This is a genomic window from Paenibacillus sp. J22P143, from assembly GCF_059692035.1.
Genome location: NZ_JCAUAQ010000005.1, coordinates 93,996 through 109,751 on the forward strand (window position 1 = coordinate 93,996; position 15,756 = coordinate 109,751).

Genomic DNA, 15,756 nt, shown 5'->3' on the forward strand with positions numbered 1-15,756 from the left:
AACATAATGCTGGGCATGCCATCTAACGGATCGTACGTTGCAGATTACGCAGAGAATGTAGCGCAATAGACTCCATCACTTGAATTGAGATATCCCATGTAAACAAAATAACCTTAGTCCGGTTGAACACCGCTAAGGTTATTTCGCTCTTTCAATTTTTAAAATTGTTTACTTGGCAGTGGGAAGATTACTAGCACCAAATTACGGAGTTGGTGTTCCTTGAACAGGACATACAAACGTCATAACATGGCTATCTTCTTCAAATCGAGCACCCAAATCATCATATTTATGAGCAGGTGCGCTAGGGTCAGCATTTACTGTTCTACCCGAATAGGCAACAGTTGCAATTACTTTGAATACATTACCAGTCAGATAAGTGATAGCACCTGTTTTAGGGTCAACAGTACCATCTGACGGAGAAGAAGAAGAATAGATAACACTTACAAATGGATTTCCATCTGTGTTTAGGTTAGATTTAGCCATTTCTGCTTGCAGCCAAGTTGGATAAGCAAAGTAGGTTGCATTAACAACAGTAGCTGTTAGTGCTGGTGTTGCACTTGCTTTAGGATCAACAACATTAATTGTATATGTTAGTTTCTCAGGAGTTCTAAAGAATCCGTCGATCACATATGCAGTAACCGTAACTGTTCCTGGTTTAAGTCCTGTTGCATAAGCTCCTGTATATTCGCCTGCTATGCTGATGCCGGTTGGATCAACATTTCCTACTTCACCAAAAGCAGCCAAATCTCTAAGGTCAATAACTTGGAATTTACTTGGATCAGCATTAATGATAGCAGGTTTTCCATTAGCATATCCCGCTACGTCCCAAGCATCCGTTAGCCAAGAAACGCTTCTGATATAGCCAGTAGTCTTCGCATCAAGCCTTACAGAATCACCGACATTAATGGTAAATGTGTGCGTATTCGCATTGTAGTTACCATTTGGGTTCATAGCCGCAACATTGGTAGGATAAGTTATGCTCTCTGTTCCATTGTTTATAGGAGCTGTAATAGCCGCGCCCAGAGCAGTTACATTAGCTGCATCTGAAGGATTCATCGTCAACCAATACGGCATAGAAATGACTGTTGAAGATTCCATACTTCTTGAGAAACCAGAGTCAATTGTTCTTCTGTCCATCGTACCGAAGATATTTGTATTGTATTTAGACATCATAACTTCATCACGAGGAATAAGTTGGTCAACCATGCCATCAGGTATAACATGCGTTACATCGTTTCTGTTAGCAGATAGAACATCCCAGTTCATGAAACTGTTAGGGATACGAGTCATCTGCCAAGTTGAACCAGCAAGATCAACAGTTGGATTTCCAATGTTAACGCCTTTGTTTTTCAATGCACCAAGAGCTGCTGCATAGAAAGTAGTCACGAATGGATTTTTCTGTCTCTTCTCGTGGAACCACCACTGATTCATACCAGATAAAATGTCTTGAGCATGAGCAGTATCCGTATGGTGAGCTAATGTATAGTATGCCAGCGCAGCTTCTTCTTCATCCGAATAGTTCAGATAAGATTGGTAAGATGTGCCGCTCTCACCCATGCCACTTCCGTTATGAGCAGAAATACCAAAGTATCTTGAGAGGTAATGCAGGCTCATTTCCAGCAGAGAAGTGGAGAAATACGTTTTAGGATATCTTGTTTCGTAATCATTATGAGCAGTTGGAGCCCCAGTTGGAGCATCGCCGTTCATAACTTTTAGTTCATTCGCATAATCAAGTGGCTTGGTTAGTGTTACACCTTGAGCAGTAAGTGCAGCTCGCTCAGCTTGTGTGTAATTGCCCATATCTTTTGCAACTGCAAGCATTTGTAGCGCAAGAGTCGCATTCAGAGGGCCGTCCTCATAATCATTTCTTCCCCAAGCATTAGAAACACCATCAAGGAATTCAGGGTTCATATTCGCCCATTTAGTAGGTACCGAAGGATAATTCAACCCGTTACCTTTTGCAGCATATTCCGTAGTGTTATCAGGATTGAAACGAGACTCTACAGGGTTTTCACCCGTTATACTGACTTGATAGTAGTTGTTCAAGATAACCCCATTAGTATGGTTAATCATATCATTCTTGATCAGAGCAGCAAGTTCAGGATCGCTGTCTTTGAATGCATTATACGCGAGATCAAGTGTAAAGTAATGGCCTACTAGCTCATCCGTTGAAGTAGTAGCTTTGTAGTAAACATTGCTGCTGTCCAGATTATTTTCATTTTGTCCACCGTTTAAATCAGCATAAACTTGAACAAGTCTGGAAGGAACTGGAACAGTGTCATAAGCTTTTAACAATGTTGTATACGGTACATCACCGTTTTTTGCTCCTGGAGACGAATAGCTGACCAATTTCCCATTGATGTCAGTAGTTTCTCCTGCCTTCTTTTTCAACCAAGCAGTGTTTAAGCCTGGATTACTGTCAGGTGAAATAGCACCGTTGTTCTTACCAGCAACTTTATAGGTTCTAGCGAAGAAACCGGAAGATGCAGGAGCATTACCTATAGCTGATAACGTATAGTTTCCTGTAGTAGCATCAATATAGACAGGTTTTCCTTCATCATTAGGATTTGCACCCAATACGTTGTAGATGCTAAGGTCGTTTACATTGTTCTTGGAAGGTACTTTAAGCTGCGTACCTGAGATATAGCCTAGAGTAACGATCGATTCAATAGCGCGAGTAGCAGATGCTTTCGCATCTTTCGTTCTAGCGTCATTATCACCAAACGTAGCCTTCATGTAGTTATATCTCCAGATTTCACCAGAAGCATACATAGTCGTCCAAAGACCATCATTATCTGTATCACCGAGTGAGGAGCCAGCACCTTTATCAGCGTTCATCACTGCTTTAAGCATATCGGCTTGTGTTGCAAAAGATACAGTGCCCGATTGGAAGCCGAAACGATCATTAAAGTTTCTGGAAATTTCTTCTTGAACTAATGATTTAGCCATTAAAGACATAGGCTTGCGAACAATGTGAGTTGCATTGCCAGTAGAACCTAATATCCAAAGTCCATTAGCACCATCAGGCATAATATTTGTAATAATTTCTTGTGCGTTGGTTGCAGGACCAACAACACCCGTTTGGGGAATATATCTTCCACCTTGAAGGTACTGGACTTGGTCAGCAGAAGCTAAGTTAGGGTCGTATAACGTGACTGCATCGGATACGATACCAGTCGTCGCTACATAAGGTGTGGTAGAACCTAATTCCATTTTTCCATTTGACTTGATTAAAGTATCTTTAGATACTAACCACTTCACACCATTCTCACCATCAACATAACCTGCGTAAGTTGCAGATGGGAAATCTTTTCCTGCAGGAGCTGTAGGGATATTAGTTGTACTCCACACTGTTGAACTAAGTGCAGCAGGGATACTAGAATCACCTGTTTTATAATAGTAAACGATTTTTTCCAAATTCGTTGCTAGTTTTGGATCATTGTTAACAGTCACAGTAACAGAAACAGTTGTAGCACCTTGTTTACCTGTAATTGTAGCTGTTCCTGCAGTAACGCCTAAAACTTTACCAGCGTAGTTGCCTTCGCTGTTACCGATTGTATCTACGTAAGCAACATAAGGATCTGAGGTTGTCCATTGGATTGGTAGAGCTACATCCAACCCCGCAGGTTGCAAACGAGTAATTTGTGTGCTGTGCATGTTGACAGTCGTTCCAGTTGAAATAGCTGCAACAACAGGTGTAGCAGGATCTCCCGGTACTACTGGCGGAACTACTGGCGGTTCTACTGGCGGTTTTACTGGCGGTACTACTGGCGGTACTACTGGCGTCGTATTGTCTACCGGTTTACCAGCAACAGTAGAAGTAACACCTGATGCAACTGTTACATTAACAGGTTGTTCAGCAATTGTAACACCGTCTGTATTAATGTTAGCAGTTTGGATACTACCAGTACCAGTAACATTTGCAGATGTGTTTAGCGTCAGTATGTTAAAAGAAGATGTAGAATCTAGGTTTAGCGTCGTTGCAGCATGTACATTGGTTACATTAGTAGTACCAGTGACAGAAGAAGCTACAAAATTTACACTTGTTGCAGCCACAACACTGAGATCACCCGTTATTTTTGTATTTTCAAAAACAACAGGACCCGTTCCAGCAGCATCAGCCACAATAACATCACCAGTAATGGTAAGACCTTTAAGAATAGCATTAGGGAAAGCTATTGTAATGTTACCAGTGATTGTGGATGGAAGTTTTGCTAGTTCTTCAGGAGTTCTAACTAATATCCCCATTACTCTATCAGTCATAGTGAAAGATTCAGCTCGAGTTATACTAGCGAGAGGCTCAAAACCACCATTACCCCTTCCGTTTAAGTAACCTTTAGAAGTAAGTGTAGAAACTGCTTTTGAAGCCCAATCAGCTATTTCTGAAAGATCATTAAAGCTGCTGTCTTTTGTTCCAGAAACAACTTGGAATCCTCTTGAAATGATAACAGCCGCTTCTTGGCGAGTGATCGGTGCATTTGGATTAGCATGGTTGTTTGCGTCGCCGTTTAATAATCCAGCTGCAGAAGCTTTTTGAAGCTCTACATAATACCAATCGTTTGGATTGACATCAGAAAAAGTTTGCGCACCAGAAGTGCTTTGAAGATTGAAAACACGATTAAGAATCGTAACAAATTCCGCACGAGTTATAGCGTTGTCAGGGTTTAAATTACCATTAATATCACCTTCCAACAAACCATTGGATGCCCATTTTTGCAATACTTCCGATGCCCAATTCGTAGAGATATCTTGAGATGAACTTGAACTTGCGATAGCAGTACTTGACAAACCTGCGATAGCAGTACTTGACATCAACATGCTACCAATCACGATTGAAGAAATGACTTTCTTAGTTTTTCTCGACATTCTCTGTGCCCCTTTTGGTTACTTTTTTTTTGTAACACCGACGTTTGAAGCGCTTACATTATTGATGTAAAGTAACATGCATAACCTATTCAACTTAATCCGAATGCTGTATTGACTTGGATTTGATGCGCGTCACGATTCGAAGCAAAACGATTCCTGACTACCAAAAACCTTAATATAAAGGCGACCCCTCCAACGTTCGTTTAGTAGTAACATTACTTCCTTATTATATATATTGTAGTAACAAATTGTCAATCAATATTTGTTACTACAATATACCATTACCAACCGTATCGTTGAGGTCCCCATTCTTTGGTTGCCAGCTGTTGTTTGAGACTGACCATTGTCCGATTAGGAAGATCTGCCTCTAGTAACACCCCAGGTCCTACTAAGCTATATACGCCAACTTTAACCCCTGGCATCAGAATCGCATTGACGCCCGTTCTAGCGTAATCGCCCAAGTAGGTAGCATTGGAATGCTCACGCGGTGTTTCCCTGCGCCCTTTGATGCGGTGCGATGTTTCCCCATCATCAAAGCGAAGCGTACCGCAAACCGTAGCTGCACCTAAATCTGTACAAGTCCCAATAATCCCATAGAACTCCATGTAATGGTACAAATACACGGTATCCAGGATCATACCGTCCAATTCCGCACAATGGTTAATAACGCAGCGGTTACCCACTGTTGAACCAGCAGACAGAAAGCAGTAGTTACCGATATATGTGCCGTTGCCAATGACATGATTCCCTTGCAAAATCGCGCCATTCTCGATAATCGTATCGTTGCCAACGACTAGATTGCCTTCAACAATGACATTTTTCCCGATTCTGCTGTTCTCACCTAGCTTCACATATCCCTTTATCGTTGCACTTTCATCAATAGATGCACCAGTAGCCAACTCATGCTGCGTCAATTCATTACATTGCTTTTGTACCAACAAATCATTGGCTTGTAGAATATGCCAAGGTTTATCGATGTCCATAAACATGCCTTTGACTTCAACGGCAGCTACCTTAAACCCGTCAGCCATCCAATCGGCCAGAGACATTTCCAAATGTCCTTCTACCGGCGGCATCATGCCAACCTGTACATTCGTAAAGATGCCGGAATTCGCGGCAGCGTACGACAAGAACGACTTATGAAAGCCGAAAGCACACATCCGATGCGAGTAATCTCCTCGGGGATGCCCCATAATGCTCTCAACGCGATGATCCGCGTCTAAACGGCAGCAAATCCAATCCTGCGGAGCCTCATTGCGAAGCGGTGTCACAAGTACTGCTGCCTCGTCGGCGCCAGATTGCATTGCCGCCATTAATTCAGCTATATCGGCTCGTTCCAACAACGTATCTCCGTACAGAACTAGGAAATGTTCCTCACCGATCAACCCCATGGCAGAGGCTAATGAGAACGCTGTTCCCCGCGGGCCGCTGGCATTGGCTTTCATTACGGTTATTTTGCATGTTGATTCAGCGTCTTGCGAGCCACTTCTACAGAAGTAATTCGTCATTTGCTCACTTAAACGTCCGCCAACGATAATGATATGCTCGAACTCAAGCGCTTTGAGCATATCGACTTGATGCGCGATAATAGGCTTATTCGCTAATGGAATCATAGCTTTGGGTCTGATCTCCGCATAAGGCCATACGCGGGTACCATCACCCGCCGCCAAAATGACAGCCGTCTTCATCTCATATACCTCCGCGCCTGTAGTATCAATCTAGGTGTTCCAGCCAGAAGTCGCGTGTCATAATGGCCGCTCCAACCAATGAACTTTTTTCTTGGAAATGGGAATAACCCAGCGTCAGGCTCTCGAATAATTCTGGCATCAATCTATGGCGCAAACCTTCGGAGATCATCTTCAATAGCTTGTCACCAAACCTATTGTAAGAGCCGCCTATCAGAACGACATTCGGATTATACAGCCAAGCAATATTCGTAATAGCGACACTGAACCATTCTGCTATTCGTCCTAGTTCCTGTAGAAATGCAGCATCTTCTTCATTGGACTCGCTCAAAATAAGCGCCTCCAGCTTACCTTCCGCGCCTTCGGCTTCAGATAACCCCCAAGTCGCTGACACCCTTTGAACAAAGGTTGTCCAAGAAAGCAGTTGTTCCAGTCGAGTGCCATCCTGAATGATCATCTGGCCAATTTCTCCGGCAAAGCCATGTGCTCCACTGTAAATATGCTCGCCTATTGATAAAGCTCCACCGACGCCCTCTCCTACATATAAGAAGAAAACCGACTTCTCTTCATATTTAGGGATGAACTGGATCTCGGCCGCAGCTGCCAATTTCACGTCATGATCAATCAAGATTGCATACGGAGCCAGATACTTCGAAAATTCATGATGCAGCCGCACTTCGCCGATTTCTGGAATCAGCCGATTGATTACGCGGTCTTGACTCACATGATAAGGTCCTGGTACGGATACGCCTATTCCGAGAATCTCAGATTCCAATTCTAAACGATTCAACAAGTCTCGAATCTCGATGCATAGCCCAGCTAAATTTTCACCATATGACATATTCGAATTGTATTTGTAAATAAAGCTTTCCGTGGTCACTAAATCGAGCTGCTTTACTGCATAGCTCATATTTCTGCTAGTTAAATCAATGCTGATCGTTTTCTTCGTCTCTGGCATGAATTGCAATAAACTAGGCTTTCGGCCGATAGCAACTTTGTCATCCTTCGACTCTTGAATCATGTTTCTTTTATTAAATTCTTCGACGATCGTAGAAACGGTAGCCGCGCTCAAATGCGTTCTTTTAGCGATTTCCAGTCTATTCGTCGCTCCGATCGCTTGCATATCCTTAAATACAAGCTTCCTGTTGCGTATTTTAATTTGATGAATACTTACAGGCTGCTGGAAAGGGCTCATTTTAAGGATCCCTCTGTCAGACCGCTAACAATATTTTTGTGGAACAATACGTAGACGCCGATCATCGGAATCGTAATCAAAGAGAGAGCAGAGAACAATAGCTTATAGTCCGTCACATGACGGCTTGAGAAAGCAAGCAAACCGACAGGAATCGTCTTTAAAGCATCATTCTGGATGTATAGCAGGGCTAGCAGCATCTCGTTCCAGGCATTAAGGGAAGAGAAAATCGCTACAGTAGCCATACCTGGTGCCATCAAGGGCAAGATAATGCGAATAAATAATCTTAATTCTCCGCATCCATCAATACTCGCGGCCTCCATCATTTCCTTTGGCACGGAATCGAGAAATGCTTTCAATAGAAAAATGGCAAGCGGAAGCCCCATTCCGATATACGGAAGGATAAGAGCCCAATAGGTATCCTTGATATGCAATTGTTCAAAAATATAGCTTTGCGCAATGAAAAAGGACTGCAGCGGCATAAATAAACCAAATACAAAAAGCGCCAACAATAGTTTACTGCCCTTAAACTTCAATTTACTAAAAGCAAATGCAGCAAGGCATCCGAACAAGAGGATAAATGCCACCGTAAGCGAAGTGACGATCACACTGTTCAACGCATAGGTGCTCATATGACCGACCTTCCATGCATCTATCCAGTTTCCTAAATTGATTTTGCTCGGCAAGGCGAAAGGTGTTTTGAAAATTTCGCGATTCTCTCGAAATGAGGAAAAGACCATCCAAATCATCGGGTAGAAATAAACAAGTGCTAATAAGGACATAAACGTATAATAGACGATGCGAAGTGACCATTTATTCTTATTCTTACCTTGACCTGCTAAGCTTTGTGTTTGCGAGGCAACTGCCATGAAAACAGCCCTCCTTTCGTTAGTATTCCAGCGCGTCTTTGTCTTTTTTCTTCAATCCATTAAATAAAAGACCGACAATAACAATAACTACCGTCATGATGACAGCAAGCGCGGAGCCATAACCGATGCTCATATTACTAAATACGACTTTCACCAAATAGGTTGTAACAATTTCAGTTGAATTATAAGGCCCGCCATTTGTCATTACGTAGAAAAGATCAAACCCTTGGAATCCACCAAGTACACATAACATGAATGCAACTTCTATGAGGTTCTTGATCATTGGGATTTTAATTTTGAAGAAAATATCTCTTTCGGTTGCGCCATCGAGATACGCAGACTCGTAAATGTCATTGGGAATACGTTGAATACCTGCATAGAAAATAGTCATGTAGAAACCAGCATACACCCAGCCTGACACCACACAAATGGCAAACAACGCTGTCTTCGGATCGCCAAGCCAAACGTGTGTCCAGCTGTCGAGTCCTACGGCTTTCAATACCGCGTTCAACAAACCAAAATCCGAATTAAATACGAACTTCCATAAGAAGGATACAATAACCATCGGAAGCATAACCGGTGTAAAGAAAGCAACTCGGAAAATGCCTGTACCTTTCATTTTCACCGTTATGAGCCCCGCAAGGAGCAGACCACCCGCAACTTCAAGGATAATCGTCAAGACAATATAAATGAGGATGTGCCAATAGGACATCAGGTAAATATGGTCTTTGAAAGCTCGAAGGTAGTTATCGAAACCGATAAACTTCATCGTACCGAAGCCATTCCAATCGTAAAAGCTGAAAGCTAGGGTCATGAGGATCGGTATTAGAATCGTAAAGCAAAATAATATTACAGCAGGACCAACAAATAGATATGGCGTTAGTCGAAATTTCCGATTCACTTCATCACCTCCGAAGTCATTAGTGATCATCCGGCGCAGAAAGATTCAGACGCCGGATAATCTTTGTGATGTTATTTTTTCAATGGAGCTACTTTCTTATCCAAATCTGCTAGAGCTTTCTCAGGCGTGCTCACGCCGCCAAGCACTTCGGATGTCGCCGTGTTCAGGGCAGTTGCAACCTCAATGTTGTAACCCGTGTCTGGAGGAGAAACCATTGTTTTCGATTGTTTCAGCATCATGATCAGGCTTTGCGAGATCGGATTTACATCCTTCGGATCAACGCCGCCTTTTGCGATAGGTGTTTGACCTGCTTCATTAAGCAGAGCAGAGAATTCTGGTGTGCTGTACATTTTCATAAAATCAACAGCCGCTTGGAAATGAGCAGACTTCTTATTTACAACGAAACCATTCATTACGCCTAGAACGCTGTTTTGGTCACCTTTACCGCCAGCCATTGATGGCAGATTGAAATAGCCATATTCGAAATCTGGTTTCGCATCTTGCGCCATCGCAACCAACCAGCTGCCAATTGGATACATCGCTGCTTCGCCATTGAAGAACAGTACAGATCCTTCTGTATCGCCAATTCCGTTAACACTTTCATTGATATATTTGTTATCCCAAAGCTGCTTCATTGCCGTCATCCCTTTAACGAAGTCAGGGGAGTTGAATGGGATTTTCAATTCCATTGCATCCGCATAAGCTTGTTCGCCGACGACTCTTGAAAGCACATGAGCATTCCAGTTACCAGCAGGCCACAAATCTTTATTACCTGAAGCGATAGGCGTAATTTTAGCTGCTTTCAACTTCGCACATACAGCCAAGAATTCATCCCATGTTTTTGGCGCTTCTAAGTTAAGGTCTTTGAACATTTTTTTGTTGTACCACATAACGTTGGTAACATCACTCGCTGTTGGAATCATGTACGTTTTGCCGTCAATCGCCATGCCTTTGAAATCCCCTGCATCGAACATGTCTTTCAATCCATCTTGTTTGAGGGCATCTGTTAAATCAGCTGCGAAACCGTCTTTCACTCTTGTTTTTAGACGCTCACCTGGCCATTCGAAGTATAGATCCGGTGCATTCTTGCCGTTCAACAAGTTTGGTAGGCCAATCGTTTGGTACATATCCGTATCTTGAATGATCAATTCAACTTTGACATTCGGATATTTCTCTTGGTACTTGTCTTTTACTTGCTCCCAAACCTTAGCAACTTCTTCGCCTGGCGATCCTTGGGCAATACGAAGCGTAAATTTATCACCTGATTCTGAAGATTTCGAGCACCCAACTAATGCAGTAACGGCACAAATGACAGTAAGTCCAGCAAGTAATTTTTTCATGTTAAAATTCGCTCCCTTTTAGATCCATATTTTTGGTATTGTCGAAGCCATTTTCAGTAACTTTATTTAGGAAAGCAACAAGCACATCAGCGAATACATAGGTGGCATCACCACGATATGTAAGGTATTGGCTACGAATTTCTTCTAAAGCTCCTATATTTCCTGAACGTAAATAGGCGATACAGGCCTGCAATAATTCGCATCCCGCGGCATACTTACGGATCCAGCGCAGCAGCTCATGTTGGAGCGCTTGATTGACAACCCGATCCGATTGCAAGTTCACTGCAACCGCATTCATTTCTGTGACAAGGGCAGAGAGCTCATCAATCGCTTTCATTCGATCTCCATAGAAGTAATCGAAATCGAATCGCATTAAGGCCGCGGCAAGTGTTGGTGAATCGGTTGGATACAAACAGGAGTAGCGCACATTGTCCGCGAATCGAAGCACGTCCAAGTAGTCCTTACTTCCGGCTATCTCTTCAATGGCTTCTCGCCAGCTTAATTCTGCATCATAGCGAAGTGGATCCCATAAATAGGAAGCAACCGTGCTAATCGAAATTTTAGAGCTTTCCGCAAACTCCATCGCGTTAGCAATGATTCCTCTTGAGAATCGATATAAGTGAGGGTCTCGCTGCTGGTAAGGTCCGATATGCATTTCATCGGTCATTTCCATATCGTTAACGGGGTAATTATCCCAATACAACGGTTTTCGATAGGTATTTTGCGTAAACACCGCTGCTTCCATCAAAGTAATCTCTTGCGAGCAAATGTTTCGACCGGTCCAGAACAAGTCAATACTCGGATGTAACCCTCCGCCAAGCTTGGAGATATATCGTTCGTTTCCTTTTCCCCAATATTGCGTTGGGCAGGCAACAAGCCGGATGCCAGCATCCCATTGCTTGATTTCCTCGTAGAATCGGTTGACTAGATGAATATGTGCAGCGACAAGATCCGGATAAGCTGCAATATCCTCTGGATGCTGTAGTTTCTCTGGAATGTCATCCAGCAGCAAGCCGAAGTTTCTTACACCCATCTCAAACAGTTGCCGTACCTTACGTACCAAGATGCGATAGTCTTCTTCGCTGGAATAGCGCATGGACAAGCCTGGTGCAATGCAATAGTAGAAGTCCAATCCCACTTCGCAGGCTTTAGAGAATACTTCAGTCAATCTCTCGTAAGACTGCGTGTCATATAAATCTCTCCAGCGTTCACGATGATAAGCATCATCCTTGGGGCCGTAAATATACGTATTCATATTGCGCGAAGCAATAAATTGAAGCATGTCCAATCGCTGTTCTTGATTCCAGGGCTGACCATAGAATCCTTCGATAATACCTCTTAGGGCAAACCGCGGGTAATCGTATTGAACGCCATCTTGCCATGTCTGACGTTTCACCATGTCCCCGATCGCATTCATGGCATATCGTAAAGCGCGAAGTCCACCGAACGTTATTTTCACTTGTCTTAGTGAAAGGGAACTTTCAATCGCCAGTTCATAGATTTCATCTGAAACCGAATTAGTCTCGGCTATGTAGCTGAATCTAGGCTCAGAAGATTGCATGGAAACAATCGCAATCTCTCCACCCATTTCCCCCACATATTCAAACCCATGCTGTTGGCACCAGCTTTGAATAATAGAGCTGCCATCACCTATTGAAGAAATTGTAGGCATCTTAGGAATCGTCATAAACTACGAACAACCCCTTTATATTTTTGAATTAACTGGGAATTAACCTGTTCTCCAGTGTCTGTATTACTACTGGCGAATACCTCTGGCACTTGCCCATCCTTTACAATCAGCTCCACGACTTCCGCCACGATGGCATTTACAATCGCCGCTCCAATGACCGTTGAAGTTGGTGCTACTTTCATGTCCAGACCTGCGATGTCAACCGATGCATCACCAATGCAACCATGATTATCGATAACAATATCGCTAATCTCATGCAGCTTTTTTCCGCTGCTATGTCTGGAATCTGACGAACCCGCATGGTTGAGACTTGTAAGGGCGATGACAGAAAGTCCATGTGCTTTAGCAACAAGCGCCATCTCAATATTGGCAGCATTTCTTCCTGAGTTCGAGGCTATAATAATAACGTCTCCAGCCTTCGCAGACTGTTGATTGAAAATGATGGACGCCAATCCTTCAAGTCGCTCCAAATCCGTGCTTTGAAATGCATTCCGGTGAAGCATCAGACCTTCTTCCAAAATGGGATTGATACAAGCCAATCCACCAGCACGGTAAAACAATTCTTCCGCCAGCATGTGTGAATGGCCAGTACCGAATACATGCAACATGCGTCCTGCCATGATGGCATCCGCAATCACCTTTGCAGCTTGTTGAATGTTCGTCATTTCTACATGCTCTAGCTCATCAAAAAGTGTTCGTAATCCTTTAAGATATCTGGATCCCGCTGTCATCTTTTACACCCCCCGTAAATTCATAGGTCATTTTCATTCGCTCTTTGATTGACGGATCCAATTGCATACCGTTGTACTGAAAACAGGCAAATATAGCACCTAATTCCGGTGGGAAATCAAGCAAAGTAACAAAAGACAGCGGATATTTTTGTTCAAGACGCCGTTTGAATTCTTTGAAAATATAAGGGTTATTTGTGAAAACACCGCCACTTGCACCGATGGTAATTTCGGAAAGTTCAATCCGTTGCACCAACGCTATCGCATGTTTAACCAGATCTTCCACGGCCTGGTCAATAATGCCCTGCGCTACGTTATCGCCTTGCTCTGCACAACGAGCAACTTCAGAAGCAAAGCCCGCAATAACATGCCGTTCCAAAGGCGGGTTGTAGCATTTTTCAACCAAATCATTCAAATTTTCGATTTCAAAAAAGTGGGTTAGCGATTGCTGCAAGAGCGTCGTTTCTCCAAGATTATCGTGTGCCTTTACAGCCAATTTAATCCCTTCCAAAGCGATATGATAAGCGCTTCCATGATCGCCAATCAGATAACCCCAGCCGCCAATCGTCACCATTTCGTCACTATGACCTTTGGCTATTCCCATTGAGCCAGTCCCGCTAATAACGAGGACACCAGGTTTTCCAGCTGTTAGTGACATCAAGGCAATATACGAGTCGCTATGCATATAGACAGATTTACTATTTACTAAACCGCCCGTGAATGTTTTGATCAACTCATCTGAGGCACGCATATTCAATGCAGAATTACCAATGAAAACTGTTTCATAATGATTTATCCCGTAAGTGTCAGCCAATTTATCTAAAATCACTTTCAAATGCTGGCGCGCAAGTTGCATGCCGTTCGAATAATAATTAATAGAATCCCCGACAACTTTTGCGATAACATTACCCTCGGTATCTACCGCGACTGCCGTCGAACGCGTCCCCCCGCCATCAATACCCAAAAAGATTTTCCTGTTCAACATGGTTTTCACATCCCTAGCAAGTCACTTTTGTAAGTGTGTACGAATAAGTACAATCAAGGATATCTCGTTTAACTGTTTAAATCTAATGGTAATTTCATGTATTAAAATAACTATTAAAATAATGCTAACGCCTTGTTAAATCTAGGTAAAAACGACTCATTTTCAGTTAATATGTCATCTAAGATAAGCTTCGCTTTCTCTATCGAGCCTACTAACGGATGAATCGTTAAAGCTTGCAGCGCTGCATCATAATCACCGTGTACCGCAGCTTCCACAGTTAACTCTTCATAGGCTTTCACTACCTGCAAGAGACCTCTGATTTCCGGTCCAATCGGTGTTGTGAGTTGAATCGGGTGGGCGCCGCTTGCGTCGATCACACAATTGACCTCAATGCTGGCATCATTCGGAAGGCATGCGATAATGCCATTATTCTTCACATTAACCGTTTGAATATCCTTCGTATTGTTGTAAATCGAAGACATCAAGTTAACAGCTACTTCGGAATAGTAGGCTCCGCCCCGCTGCTCCAATTGTGGAGGTTTGATGGCCAAGTTAGGATCCTTATACAATTCGAACAATTCCGCTTCCACTTGTTTCACAACATCTGCACGCGTTCCTGTGCTCGCCAATTCTTCTAATTGTTCGTTTAGAATAACCTCTTTCATGTAATAATAACGATGATAACCACATGGCAGAGACCCAAGCGATGATAAGAAATAGTCATCCCAGCCAAGATCCGGAATATTTTTCATGGTCAATCCCGATGCTCCAGCAGCCTTACCTAGAAATTCTGTCGTTACATCTACACCATCGACTTCCACTTTCGTCGTCCAGTTCAAATGGTTAATCCCGATCATTTCCACTTGGACTCTCGAAACGTCTATCCCATAGGTTTCAGCGATTTGCATTCTTTGGCCGATTGGCAAATTACACAAGCCAATGGTACGGATCTTCCCATATTTCAATGCAGCTTCCGTAACGATCCCTGCCGGATTCGTAAAATTCAGCAAGAATGCATTTGGTGCAAGCTCTTCTATATCTTTGCAGATATCCAAAATAACAGGCACAGTTCGAAGCGCTTTCGCAAATCCACCAGCCCCAGTAGTCTCTTGTCCAATACAGTTGTATCTAAGCGGAATACGTTCATCCCGTTGTCTTGCTTCTAATTGTCCTACCCGAAGCTGTGTCGTCACGAAATCTGCTCCACGAATCGCCTCGCGTCTATCCAGTGTCAAATGAATATCGATATCAAGACCGGCTTTTTCAACCATACGTTTGGCCAGTGCACCTACAATCTCGAGTTTCTCTTTTCCTTCTTCAACATCTACCAGATATAAGGTTTTGACTGGCAACTCAGCATGGCGCTTAATAAAACCCTCTACCAACTCCGGTGTATAAGACGAACCGCCTCCAATCACCGCAACTTTCAAATTCCTCTTATGATTCATTTATGATCCCCCCGGTGATGATAAAGTTATTTGTTATAACAATATAGACTGA

General features: G+C 43.0%; 10 protein-coding genes. All 10 read right to left on the reverse strand.

Going from position 1 to position 15,756, the window contains the following annotated elements; all coding sequences use genetic code 11:
• Positions 1–201 precede the first annotated feature (201 nt).
• On the reverse strand, positions 202–4,866 hold the full coding sequence (locus AC58PQ_RS11400) for an S-layer homology domain-containing protein (RefSeq protein ID WP_497242058.1): 4,665 nt from the start codon (positions 4,864–4,866) through the stop codon (positions 202–204).
• 281 nt (positions 4,867–5,147) lie between these two features.
• Complete coding sequence (locus tag AC58PQ_RS11405) at positions 5,148–6,554, reverse strand: nucleotidyltransferase family protein (RefSeq protein ID WP_497242059.1); 1,407 nt, start codon at positions 6,552–6,554, stop codon at positions 5,148–5,150.
• 25 nt (positions 6,555–6,579) lie between these two features.
• A complete protein-coding gene (locus tag AC58PQ_RS11410) occupies positions 6,580–7,746 on the reverse strand; it encodes an ROK family protein (protein WP_497242060.1) in 1,167 nt (388 codons plus the stop codon).
• Positions 7,743–8,612, reverse strand: a complete 870-nt coding sequence (locus AC58PQ_RS11415) for a carbohydrate ABC transporter permease (RefSeq protein ID WP_497242061.1) — start codon at positions 8,610–8,612, stop codon at positions 7,743–7,745. Before AC58PQ_RS11415 ends, AC58PQ_RS11410 begins: the two co-directional genes overlap by 4 nt.
• Before the next feature lie 19 nt (positions 8,613–8,631).
• Positions 8,632–9,513: a carbohydrate ABC transporter permease gene (locus tag AC58PQ_RS11420; protein WP_497242062.1), complete on the reverse strand. Its 882-nt coding sequence runs from the start codon at positions 9,511–9,513 to the stop codon at positions 8,632–8,634.
• 71 nt (positions 9,514–9,584) lie between these two features.
• Positions 9,585–10,853 carry an ABC transporter substrate-binding protein gene (locus AC58PQ_RS11425; protein WP_497242063.1) on the reverse strand — a complete coding sequence of 423 codons (1,269 nt, stop codon included), beginning with the start codon at positions 10,851–10,853 and terminating at the stop codon, positions 9,585–9,587.
• 1 nt (position 10,854) lies between these two features.
• The gene (locus AC58PQ_RS11430; RefSeq protein ID WP_497242064.1) at positions 10,855–12,540 is read right to left on the reverse strand and encodes a protein O-GlcNAcase; all 1,686 of its coding nucleotides are present in this window, start codon (positions 12,538–12,540) and stop codon (positions 10,855–10,857) included.
• Positions 12,537–13,274, reverse strand: a complete 738-nt coding sequence (locus AC58PQ_RS11435; RefSeq protein ID WP_497242065.1) for a sugar isomerase domain-containing protein — start codon at positions 13,272–13,274, stop codon at positions 12,537–12,539. Before AC58PQ_RS11435 ends, AC58PQ_RS11430 begins: the two co-directional genes overlap by 4 nt.
• Positions 13,249–14,256 carry a BadF/BadG/BcrA/BcrD ATPase family protein gene (locus AC58PQ_RS11440; protein ID WP_497242066.1) on the reverse strand — a complete coding sequence of 336 codons (1,008 nt, stop codon included), beginning with the start codon at positions 14,254–14,256 and terminating at the stop codon, positions 13,249–13,251. Before AC58PQ_RS11440 ends, AC58PQ_RS11435 begins: the two co-directional genes overlap by 26 nt.
• 113 nt (positions 14,257–14,369) lie before the next feature.
• Entirely contained in the window at positions 14,370–15,704 is a 1,335-nt protein-coding gene (locus AC58PQ_RS11445; RefSeq protein ID WP_497242067.1) for a 6-phospho-beta-glucosidase, read from the reverse strand.
• Positions 15,705–15,756: the final 52 nt, after the last annotated feature.

Coding starts and splice junctions, on each gene's coding strand:
- AC58PQ_RS11400 (WP_497242058.1), bottom strand. CDS start 4,866: ATGTCGAGAAAAACTAAGAAAGTCATTTCTTCAATCGTGATTGGTAGC.
- AC58PQ_RS11405 (WP_497242059.1), bottom strand. CDS start 6,554: ATGAAGACGGCTGTCATTTTGGCGGCGGGTGATGGTACCCGCGTATGG.
- AC58PQ_RS11410 (WP_497242060.1), bottom strand. CDS start 7,746: ATGAGCCCTTTCCAGCAGCCTGTAAGTATTCATCAAATTAAAATACGC.
- AC58PQ_RS11415 (WP_497242061.1), bottom strand. CDS start 8,612: ATGGCAGTTGCCTCGCAAACACAAAGCTTAGCAGGTCAAGGTAAGAAT.
- AC58PQ_RS11425 (WP_497242063.1), bottom strand. CDS start 10,853: ATGAAAAAATTACTTGCTGGACTTACTGTCATTTGTGCCGTTACTGCA.
- AC58PQ_RS11430 (WP_497242064.1), bottom strand. CDS start 12,540: ATGACGATTCCTAAGATGCCTACAATTTCTTCAATAGGTGATGGCAGC.
- AC58PQ_RS11435 (WP_497242065.1), bottom strand. CDS start 13,274: ATGACAGCGGGATCCAGATATCTTAAAGGATTACGAACACTTTTTGAT.
- AC58PQ_RS11440 (WP_497242066.1), bottom strand. CDS start 14,256: ATGTTGAACAGGAAAATCTTTTTGGGTATTGATGGCGGGGGGACGCGT.
- AC58PQ_RS11445 (WP_497242067.1), bottom strand. CDS start 15,704: ATGAATCATAAGAGGAATTTGAAAGTTGCGGTGATTGGAGGCGGTTCG.